Origin of the sequence: Acidithiobacillus ferriphilus, from assembly GCF_018854775.1 — a bacterium.
GTDB lineage: Bacteria > Pseudomonadota > Gammaproteobacteria > Acidithiobacillales > Acidithiobacillaceae > Acidithiobacillus > Acidithiobacillus ferriphilus.
Map to the genome: position 1 here is coordinate 1 of NZ_JAAZTY010000111.1, position 9,296 is coordinate 9,296.

The 9,296-nt window shown below is 57.8% G+C and carries 14 protein-coding genes; all 14 read left to right on the top strand.

Translation table 11 applies throughout. From position 1 onward, the window contains the following. The coding region (murU, locus tag HF921_RS08240; RefSeq protein WP_319025484.1) for an N-acetylmuramate alpha-1-phosphate uridylyltransferase MurU at window positions 1–683 on the top strand (683 nt) is incomplete at its 5' end. Next, window positions 673–1,107 carry a hypothetical protein gene (locus HF921_RS08245; protein ID WP_064220101.1) on the top strand — a complete coding sequence of 145 codons (435 nt, stop codon included), beginning with the start codon at window positions 673–675 and terminating at the stop codon, window positions 1,105–1,107. The genes murU and HF921_RS08245, both read left to right, overlap by 11 nt. A 31-nt stretch (window positions 1,108–1,138) precedes the next feature. Beyond that, the gene (locus HF921_RS08250; RefSeq protein WP_215892149.1) at window positions 1,139–1,417 is read left to right on the top strand and encodes a hypothetical protein; all 279 of its coding nucleotides are present in this window, start codon (window positions 1,139–1,141) and stop codon (window positions 1,415–1,417) included. Window positions 1,418–1,426: 9 nt separating this feature from the next. Further along, entirely contained in the window at window positions 1,427–2,413 is a 987-nt protein-coding gene (locus HF921_RS08255) for a KpsF/GutQ family sugar-phosphate isomerase (protein WP_308169329.1), read from the top strand. Beyond that, window positions 2,410–2,964, top strand: coding sequence for a KdsC family phosphatase (locus HF921_RS08260; RefSeq protein ID WP_064220104.1), 555 nt, complete (start codon window positions 2,410–2,412; stop codon window positions 2,962–2,964). The genes HF921_RS08255 and HF921_RS08260 overlap by 4 nt, the downstream gene beginning before the upstream one ends. Before the next feature lie 25 nt (window positions 2,965–2,989). After that, entirely contained in the window at window positions 2,990–3,559 is a 570-nt protein-coding gene (gene lptC / locus HF921_RS08265; RefSeq protein ID WP_064220105.1) for an LPS export ABC transporter periplasmic protein LptC, read from the top strand. Continuing rightward, entirely contained in the window at window positions 3,549–4,079 is a 531-nt protein-coding gene (gene lptA / locus HF921_RS08270) for a lipopolysaccharide transport periplasmic protein LptA (protein ID WP_215892150.1), read from the top strand. The genes lptC and lptA overlap by 11 nt, the downstream gene beginning before the upstream one ends. Further along, complete coding sequence (lptB, locus tag HF921_RS08275) at window positions 4,076–4,801, top strand: LPS export ABC transporter ATP-binding protein (RefSeq protein ID WP_215861651.1); 726 nt, start codon at window positions 4,076–4,078, stop codon at window positions 4,799–4,801. Before lptA ends, lptB begins: the two co-directional genes overlap by 4 nt. Before the next feature lie 12 nt (window positions 4,802–4,813). Beyond that, window positions 4,814–6,241, top strand: a complete 1,428-nt coding sequence (locus HF921_RS08280; protein WP_215893650.1) for an RNA polymerase factor sigma-54 — start codon at window positions 4,814–4,816, stop codon at window positions 6,239–6,241. A gap of 111 nt (window positions 6,242–6,352) precedes the next feature. Beyond that, the gene (hpf, locus tag HF921_RS08285) at window positions 6,353–6,694 is read left to right on the top strand and encodes a ribosome hibernation-promoting factor, HPF/YfiA family (protein ID WP_215860654.1); all 342 of its coding nucleotides are present in this window, start codon (window positions 6,353–6,355) and stop codon (window positions 6,692–6,694) included. A gap of 6 nt (window positions 6,695–6,700) precedes the next feature. After that, window positions 6,701–7,147, top strand: coding sequence for a PTS sugar transporter subunit IIA (locus HF921_RS08290; RefSeq protein WP_215861652.1), 447 nt, complete (start codon window positions 6,701–6,703; stop codon window positions 7,145–7,147). A 54-nt stretch (window positions 7,148–7,201) separates the two neighbouring features. After that, the gene (gene hprK, locus HF921_RS08295) at window positions 7,202–8,134 is read left to right on the top strand and encodes an HPr(Ser) kinase/phosphatase (protein WP_215892153.1); all 933 of its coding nucleotides are present in this window, start codon (window positions 7,202–7,204) and stop codon (window positions 8,132–8,134) included. Further along, window positions 8,134–9,033 carry an RNase adapter RapZ gene (gene rapZ, locus HF921_RS08300; RefSeq protein ID WP_064220112.1) on the top strand — a complete coding sequence of 300 codons (900 nt, stop codon included), beginning with the start codon at window positions 8,134–8,136 and terminating at the stop codon, window positions 9,031–9,033. The genes hprK and rapZ overlap by 1 nt, the downstream gene beginning before the upstream one ends. After that, on the top strand, window positions 9,030–9,296 hold a 267-nt coding region (locus tag HF921_RS08305; protein ID WP_372444397.1), incomplete at its 3' end, for a PTS sugar transporter subunit IIA. The genes rapZ and HF921_RS08305, both read left to right, overlap by 4 nt.

The window sequence follows — 9,296 nt, forward strand, 5'->3', positions numbered from 1 at the left end:
CCGCCGTTACCCGGGCGATGATCCTGGCTGCGGGGCGGGGCGAGCGACTCCGACCTCTTACCGATCATGTCCCGAAGCCCCTATTGGAGGTTGCTGGAAAATCCCTTATCGCGCGCCATCTGGAGTCGCTGGCTGCGGCGGGTATTCGTGATGTGGTTATCAATATCGGGCATCTGGGTGACGCGATCATGCGGGCCCTGGGTCCAGATTGGCAGGGGCTACGCATCCATTACAGTGACGAGCGCGCAGGTCGTCTGGAGACGGGTGGCGCCCTTGTTCGCGCCCTGCCCTTATTGGGGAACAGTCCTTTTCTGCTGGTGAATGGTGATATTTGCACGGACTTTCCCTGGGCGCAGATCTGTCAGCCTTCCCCGGCGCGTGCGCATCTGGTGCTGGTGCCCAACCCGATGCAGCACCCGCAGGGAGATTTTGCCCTGTCTGCCGGCATGGTGGCGTTGGCGGGCGAAGAACGTCATACTTACGCAGGCATCGCGCGTCTTGATCCGGAGTTGTTTCGGGACTTTCCTGAGCAGTCGGCTCCTCTGGCTCCCTGGTTGCGGCAATGGATTGCGGCGGGTCTGGTGGAGGGCAATTTGTACCAAGGAAAATGGATAGATGTAGGCACGCCAGAGCGGTTGTCGGCGGCCCGGCGTGATTGTGCGGCGACTTCTCATGGACTTTAACCCGGCGGCAGTGCATGCGGCAGTGGGTCTGGATGCCGACTTGCGCGACCGCTGGCGCCGAGAGTGGGGTCTGCTTATGGATCTGGCGGTCTGGGGGGATTTGCGCAGTGGCCAGATCGGTTTGGCAGGCAAGCTGCGGAAACGGGCGCTCGAATTCGGGGAGCGCCTGCGCTCCTATGGGAGTGACCGAAGCTGGATTCCGCACCCTCGGGAACAAATCAAGAATGCCCTGAGTACCAGTCTGCAGACGCGCGAGTCTCTGGAAAAACTCAGTGAAATTGCAGAGCAGTTTAACGATGGGGCAGATCTTGCCGCCTTCCGAACTGTGTGGCGGGCCATAAGTGCTGCGTTAATGGCCGACATTGTGACCCGTGAAGGGCTGCTTGTGCAGTTGCTGAACCAGCAGTATCAGGAAGAAGTGTGATCCAACCCTATTCAGGTTAACCAGCACATTTATGAAGATTGTTTACGCTTTGGTTATTATTGGTGCGCTTGCGCTCTTTGCCTTGCTCTTATGGTGGGCACGCGAGCAGGTGGGCGATGCCGCAGCCCCCCATGACAGTGTGGGCTGGTACGCCCGGCATCCTGATGCGCTGGCTGCCGAGAACCTGAAATGCTGGAAATTGCTGCAGAACGCTTCATTTGCGGATGTGGATAAGGTTATGCTTGCGCACCCCCACTGCCGTGCGGTTTATGAAGCCATCCAGAGACAGGATCCCGCCCATGCGAATTGACGGCTGCCGGTGACTACCTCGACTGTAACGCCAGAGAGTCTGCTGGCTACCGGCCGGGATGTGTTGCGCCTGGAGGCGGCGGCGGTGGCGGCGCTGGAAGCGCGTCTCGACGCGGACTTTGTGGGAGCTTGCGAGCTCCTGCTGAGTTGCCGCGGCCGTATTGTCGTCACTGGCATGGGTAAGTCCGGGATTATCGCCAAAAAAATCGCAGCGACTCTGGCCAGCACGGGCAGCCCTGCTCTTTTCCTGCACCCCGCCGAAGGCAGCCACGGTGACCTGGGTATGCTTACCCGCCAGGATTGCCTGCTTGCTCTTTCCAATTCCGGGGAGACCGCCGAACTTCTGGCTATCTTGCCCGTGGTCAAACGCCTGGCAGTGCCTTTGATCGCCATGACCGGCAACCCGCAGTCCACCCTGGCGCACAGCGCTGCTGTGCATCTCAACTGCGCTGTGGCACGGGAAGCCTGTCCCCTCAACCTGGCGCCCACGGCATCGACGACAGCAGCCCTGGCCATGGGAGACGCCCTGGCGATGGCGCTTTTGCAGGCGCGCGGTTTTTCGGCAGATGATTTTGCCCTGTCCCATCCGGGCGGCAGCCTCGGCAAACGCCTGCTGCTGCGGGTGCAGGATGTGATGCACCGGGGCACCAGCCTGCCTAAGGTGCGAGCGGATACGCCATTATGCGAAGCGGTATTGGAAATCAGCAGCAAGGGGTTGGGAATGACGGCGGTGGTGGATGCGGAAGATCGGGTACTGGGGATTTTTACCGATGGTGATTTGCGCCGTGCCTTCGCGCGGCGCCAGGATATCTGGGAACAGCCCATGGCTGAACTGGCTCATGCCAAACCGGCCACCATTATCGCTGAGGCCCTTGCTGCTGAAGCCCTTGCCCTGATGGAAAATAATCGCATCGGTGCGCTTCTGGTTACCGATGGTGAGGCGCGGCTGATTGGCGCGTTGAATATGCATGATTTGCTGCGCGCAGGCATCGTATGAATGAATTGATATCGCCCGACACGGATTTAATGAAGCGTGCCGCCCAGATTCGCTTGTTGATCCTGGACGTGGACGGCGTATTGACCGATGGCCGCTTGTTTTTTGACGATGACGGCAGGGAGAGTAAAGCCTTTCACGTGCGTGATGGTTACGGTATCAAGCTTGTGCAGGAACGGGGTATAGAGGTTGCCGTTATTACCGCGCGCTATTCCCCGGCGGTCGCCCATCGTGCTCATGACCTGGGCATCAAGCGGATTTTTCAGGGCTGCTCGGACAAGAATCTAGCCTACACGGAACTCAAAATCGCCCTTGGCCTGGATGACGCGGTGGTGGCTTATATGGGAGATGATCTTCTTGATCTGCCCATTCTTACCCGCGTTGGTCTGGCCACGGCCCCGGCTGATGCCCACCCGGAGGTCGGTTGTCGAGTGCACTGGCGGAGCGCGCAGCAGGGTGGCTATGGTGCGGTACGGGAGCTCTGCGAGTTGATTCTGCGAGCGCAGGGGCATTGGTCAGCAATCATTGCCAGAGCTGCCGGAGTCCTGCCTTGATCATCAATCAATCCGAAATCAGGTTATGTCGCGAAAACTGATGCCGCGTTTCCGCGCCCCCGGCCTGGGCCTGTCCCTGCTCCTGCTGCTGCTTGCGGCACTCGTGTGGTGGTCGTGGCCACGGCATCCATTGTCTTTGCCGTACATCGACTGGCATGGTCAAATCCACAAGGGAGATCAGGCGGCCGAAGACGTGGTCATGCGTCAGTATACGGCGACCGGTAAACTGGATTTGCTGGCTACTGCCCGGACGGCTTATCACGAACCGCGTCTCGATCGGACCATGCTCAGTCAAGTCGCCGTCGAGCGTTTCAAGCCGGGACAGCAACTCCATCTGCGTGCTAATCAGGGCGTGGTAGAGCGTCATGGCCATCGGATTATCTTGTCAGGCAATGTTATCGGTACCTTGCAACCGAATACCCGCGTACTTACCACAGAGGTGCACTATGATCCGCAAACCGGCATTATTACGTCTCCAGAACCGGTACGGCTGGAGCGAGGGCAAGACTGGATGACCGGGGTAGGTCTCTGGGCCTCGGTAAAAACCCAAGAGATAAATGTTTTGCATGATGTGCGTGGCATGTATGTTCCTTAAGCGATTTTCTTTCCGGCGATTCTGGCCCTTTTTGCTCGTTGCGGTATCTATCACCGCCCTGGCGGCCCCGGTTGCGGAGCAGGGGCTGGCCAAGGGCCCCATTCAGATCAGCGCGGATACCCTGTACGGCAAGAATAAACCGCAGCAACAGGCCGTTTATACCGGGAACGTGGTCATGATTCAGGGTGATGTGGTTATCCATGCCGACAAGCTCACTATCGACGCGGCCGGCGGCAAGGTGCGGCAGGCCACGGCGGTGGGGAGCCCGGTTACCATCACCATGTCCAGCGCGCAGCGCCACGGGTATGGCGACACCCTGGTCTATAAACCGGCCAGCGGCGAAATTGTGCTCATTGGTAATGCCCATCTCTGGCAGGGAAAGAATGAGATCAATGGCCAGCAGGTCACCTATTTCCTGCGTAACCAGCAAACGGCTGTCACCGGAAATCCCGGTCAACGGGTGCGGTCGGTCTTCTATCCCGCCGCAGCGGGCCGCTCCACGAGCGGTGGGAAGCCATGAGCGAACTGTTGCAGGCGCAATCCCTTTTCAAGTCATATCGGCGGCGAGCCGTGGTGCGTGATGTTTCGGTGCAGGTGGCGGCCGGTGAGGTGGTGGGATTGCTCGGTCCTAACGGGGCGGGGAAAACCACCACCTTTTACATGATGGTCGGATTGGTGCGTCCTGAGCGGGGTCATATTTTTTTGCAGCAGCGGGACATCACTGCACTGCCCATGCATGAGCGGGCCCGCATGGGGCTGGGCTACCTTCCCCAGGAGCCTTCGGTTTTTCGCCAGATGAGTGCCGCTGACAATATCCTTGCCGTGCTGGAAACTCTGCCGTTGAGTAAGATGGAGCGGCAGGAGCGCTTGGAGCAACTGCTGAGTGAACTGCACCTTCATCAATTGCGTGACACCAAAGGACATAGCCTTTCGGGTGGCGAACGGCGGCGGGTGGAAATTGCGCGGGCGCTGGCCATGAGTCCGCGTTTTATTTTGCTGGATGAACCCTTCGCCGGTATTGATCCTATTTCTGTTCTCGAAATCCAACGGCTTATCCAGGATTTGCGGGAGCGCGGCATCGGGATTCTGATTACCGACCATAACGTGCGCGAGACCTTAGGCATTTGCGAACGCGCCTATATACTGCATGATGGCAAAGTGCTGACAGCGGGTAGTCCGCAGGAAATCGTGGATGACCCTATGGTACGGCAGGTTTACCTGGGGGATCAGTTTCAAATCTGATTTTTGGAAATTATGAAACAAGGTTTAGAACTCAAGCTCGGCCAACATCTGGCCATGACCCCGCAGTTGCAACAGGCGATCCGCCTGCTGCAACTGTCTACGGTTGATCTGCAGCAGGAAGTCCAAAACATGCTGGAGAGCAACCCGCTGCTTGATGAGGATGCTGGGGATGAAGAAGGTGGCAGCGGGCCGCTCCCGGAGACGGTTGAGATATCTTCCGAAGACCGGCAGCTGGATCTGACCACGGAGGATACGCTGCCGGATGAATTGCCTTTAGACAGCCAGTGGGACGACGTTTTCGACATGGGAACATCAGGTTCTGGCGGTGGTTCTGACGAAGATATGCCGGATTTTGAATCGCGCAGCAGTCACAGTCAGAGTTTGCAGGATTATCTCCGCTGGCAGGCTGATATGACGCACTTCAGTGCCGACGAGCGCAATATGGCGGAGTTGATCATCGACGCGATTGATGAGCGCGGTTATCTGGCGGAAAGCCTGGAAGATCTCGCTGTCAATATGAATGTGGAGGACGATGCACTGTTGGCGGTATTGCTGCGCGTGCAGGACTTCGACCCGCCGGGCGTGGGGGCCCGTGATCTCAGTGAGTGCCTCCTGCTGCAACTGAAGCAGATGGTCGGGGAGGATGCGTCTATATTATTGGCGCAACGTATTGTGAAGGATCACTTGCAGGCCCTCGGGCGCCACGATTATCCACGTTTGTGTGCCGCGCTGGGGGTGGATGAGGAGACGTTGCGTGGGGCGATGGCGCTGATTTCCACACTGAATCCTAAACCGGGTGAAGAGGTGGGTGTTGAGAGTACCGAGTACGTCATCCCCGATGTGATCGTGCGCTGGGTGGGCAAGCGTCTGCGCGTCGATCTGAATCCCGAGGCGATGCCTAAATTACGTATCAATGGTCGCTATGCGGGCATGACGGGTGGGAAAGATGCGGCGCATAAATACATTCAGGATCAGCTCAACGAGGCGCGCTGGTTCATCAAAAGCCTGCAAAGCCGCCAGGAAACCATATTGAAAGTGGCGCGGGCTATTGTCGAAAGGCAGAAGGACTTTTTTACCAACGGGCCGGAATCCATGCGGCCCATGGTCCTGCGGCATATTGCCGAGACAGTGGAAATGCACGAATCGACGGTATCGCGGGTCACCAATCAGAAATATATGATTACACCCCGTGGTCTTTATGAGTTTAAATACTTTTTCTCCAGTCATGTGAGTACTGACAGTGGCGGTTCCGCGTCGGCCACCGCTATTCGGGCGTTACTGATCAAGATGACGCAGGCTGAAAGCGCACGGCATCCGCTGAGTGACGCGGAAATCGCCAAGGTGCTGGCCGATCAGGGTATTCAGATTGCGCGGAGGACCGTGGCCAAGTACCGCGAGGCGGCTAATATTCCTACCGCGAGCCAGCGGCGGCGTTTGTGAGGGTGATATCGCCGCCAGGGTTTTTTGCCGACGCCGTTGGCGCTACACTGAAAGGGGACCCCGTAGCGGGGCAGGATTCAAAACGGTCACCTCACTTGGTAGGAGAGCGCCATGCAAATTACTATTACCGGGCAACATCTGGATTTGACGGATGCCATTAAAAACTATGTCGACGGAAAGATTGGACGCCTCGATCGGTACTTCGACCATGTTATTAATGCTCAGGTGGTGCTGAAGCACCTTCCCCACGAAAAGCTGAGTAATGTTGCAGATATTACTGTCAATGTCCCTGGACACGTCTTCTATGCCGAGGTGCATGATGCCGATATGTACGCAGCTGTAGACCTGGTAGCCGACAAACTGGAGGCGCAGGTGCACAGTTACAAGGAAAAACTGCAGGATCGTCGTAATGACCACCCCGCTGGTTTGGCGGCCATTGTGGATGTCGACTGAATAACCATGGTAACTCTGCCTCTTTCCCCGGCTAATATTCGTATAAATCCGCCTGTGGCTGATGCTGGTGATGTGCTGCGGACCTTGGCGGAAATCCTGGCAGGATCTACGGGCCTGTCTGCTAAGGGGATTGCTGTTGCCTTGCAACAGCGCGAAATGCAAGGATCTACGGGCATCGGGCATGGGGTGGCGTTGCCCCATGCCCGGGTGGAGGGTGTGAATCAGATAGCCATTGCCGCATTGCGCACCGCGCAGGGTATTCCATTTGCGGCGCCGGACGGGCTGGATGTATCCATCTTTCTGGCGGTAGTGGTGCCTAAAGCGGCCGCGACCGCGCATCTGGAGACGCTCTCCGCATTGGCCGCGAAACTCGCCGTGGACGAAGTGCGCGAGGCCTTGATGAAAACTCCTGATCCCCAGGAGTTTTTTCGTTTGTTGGCGGGGCCGACGTAAGTTGTACCACAAAGCAGGCTGGGTACAGCCGTGAGTGTCGGGCAAGGCGGAGTTATGGAACGACAAATTAGCCTGCGTCGACTCTGGGCGGAGCTGCACAGCGAATTGCGCTGGCAATGTCTGCATCAGCCTGGAGAAGACCATTACCTCCGCGGTGATCCTTGGGCGGAGGATGATGTGGGTGGGGCGGCACTGGTCGGATTTTTTAATTTTATCCGGCCGCATGTGGTACAGATTGCCGGGACTTGTGAGCTCGCTTACCTGGGTGCCCATCCAGAGGCAATGGAACAGTTTTTGCCCCATAAGCTGCGTCTGCTCGTTATTTGTGAAGGCCAGGCACTGGATGATCACCTCTATGAAGCGTTGAAAGCTAGGCAGATTGCCGTGATGACGACGCCGATTGGCGCGCAGGTGGTTCTGGCGCGGATGCAGCGCCACCTGGACCAGGAACTGGCGCCCCGCCAGCAGGTGCATGGTGTACTGGTCGATGTGCTGGGGGTGGGATTGCTTTTGCAGGGCGAGGTAGGGATTGGCAAGAGCGAGTTGGCCTTGGAACTGGTCAGTCGTGGTCATCGACTGGTGGCTGACGATAGCGTGCTCTGTATCCGTGAAGCCCCGAATATCCTGACGGGGCATTGTCCGGCCCCGCTGCGTAATTTTCTGGAAGTGCGGGGTCTGGGGATTGTTAATATCCGGGAGTTCTTCGGCGCCGCCGCCATTGTACATTCCAAACGTATCCGACTGGTCGTCGAAATCCAGGATATGCGCGATATGGAAATCGCGGATATCGATCGTTTACAGGGCAAGGTGGATCATCTGGATATTCTCGGAATCTCATTGCCCCGGTTGTGCTTGCCCGCGTCTGCGGCGCGCAACTTGGCGGTACTGGTCGAGGCGGCGGCACGCAGTCAGTATGTAAAGGAGTCCGGTGGCGATATGCTCGCGGATTTTGAGGCGCAGGTACGGTTGAGTGTCGGGGAAGAATGATGGCGGAGCAGGACTTTATTATCGTCAGTGGTCTATCCGGCTCAGGAAAATCTACGGTCCTGCAGGCCCTGGAAGACCAGGGTTATTACTGCGTCGATAATCTGCCTGCCACCTTGTTGGTGGAGTTCGGGGCGCAGTTGGCGCGGCGGGATGCCGGCTTCATGCTCGCCGCCGTGAGTATCGACGTGCGCAACCGCGAATTTCTCGCCGCTCTGCCACAGGCGCTGACCGATTTGCGCGAGCGTTACTCTTTGCGTCCGCGCATCCTTTTTCTGGAAGCGGATGAGGGTACCTTGCTGCGTCGTTTCAGCGAAACTCGCCGCCGTCATCCCCTCACCGATGATCTCGCAGAAGCATTGGGCGAACCGCTGCTCACGGTGTTGCGGCGTGAACGCGAGATGGTCCAACCGCTTGCCGATGTGGCTGACAAGCGCCTCGACACTTCGCAAATCAATACCCACCAGTTGCGTCTACGGGTGCAGGCATGGAGTCTGGCGTCGCATCATTACAGTGGCCTGGTCTTGTTGTTGCAGTCCTTTGCTTTTAAAAAAGGACTCCCTTTGGACTCCGACTTCGTTTTCGATCTGCGTGCCCTGCCCAACCCCCATTATCATCCCGAACTCCGTGCCCTGACGGGTCGTGACATACCGGTGCGCGATTTCCTGGAGAAGGCCCCAGAGGTGGTCCGCGCCTTCCATTCTTTGCGCAGCTTCCTGCAGGCATGGCTGGCGCCTTTTGCACAAGAGCACCGTAACTATGTGACGGTTTCTCTGGGCTGTACCGGCGGGCAACATCGCAGCGTATATATGGTGGAGGCCTTGGCGCAAATGCTTGCCGGAGAAGGGCAGCGGATTCTGATCCAGCATCGGGAGCTGGGCATTACCGAGACGCTGCAATGATTACCATCGTGCTCCTGACACACGCGGGACTGGGTGAAGCCTTCGCGGCAGCGCTCCAGCATATTTTCGGGACCATGCCGCCGGCGTTGGAGATTCTGGAAATCCTGCCTGATCAACCGCCCGAGGAGGGGCGGCGGCGTTTGTGGGGTTTGTTAGAGAAAATAAATGATGGTGATGCTATGTTGATTCTGAATGATCTCTACGGCGCCACCCCCGCCAATCTCATTCCGGCCACTCTTCCGGAAGGTCGTGTAGCGGCGGTG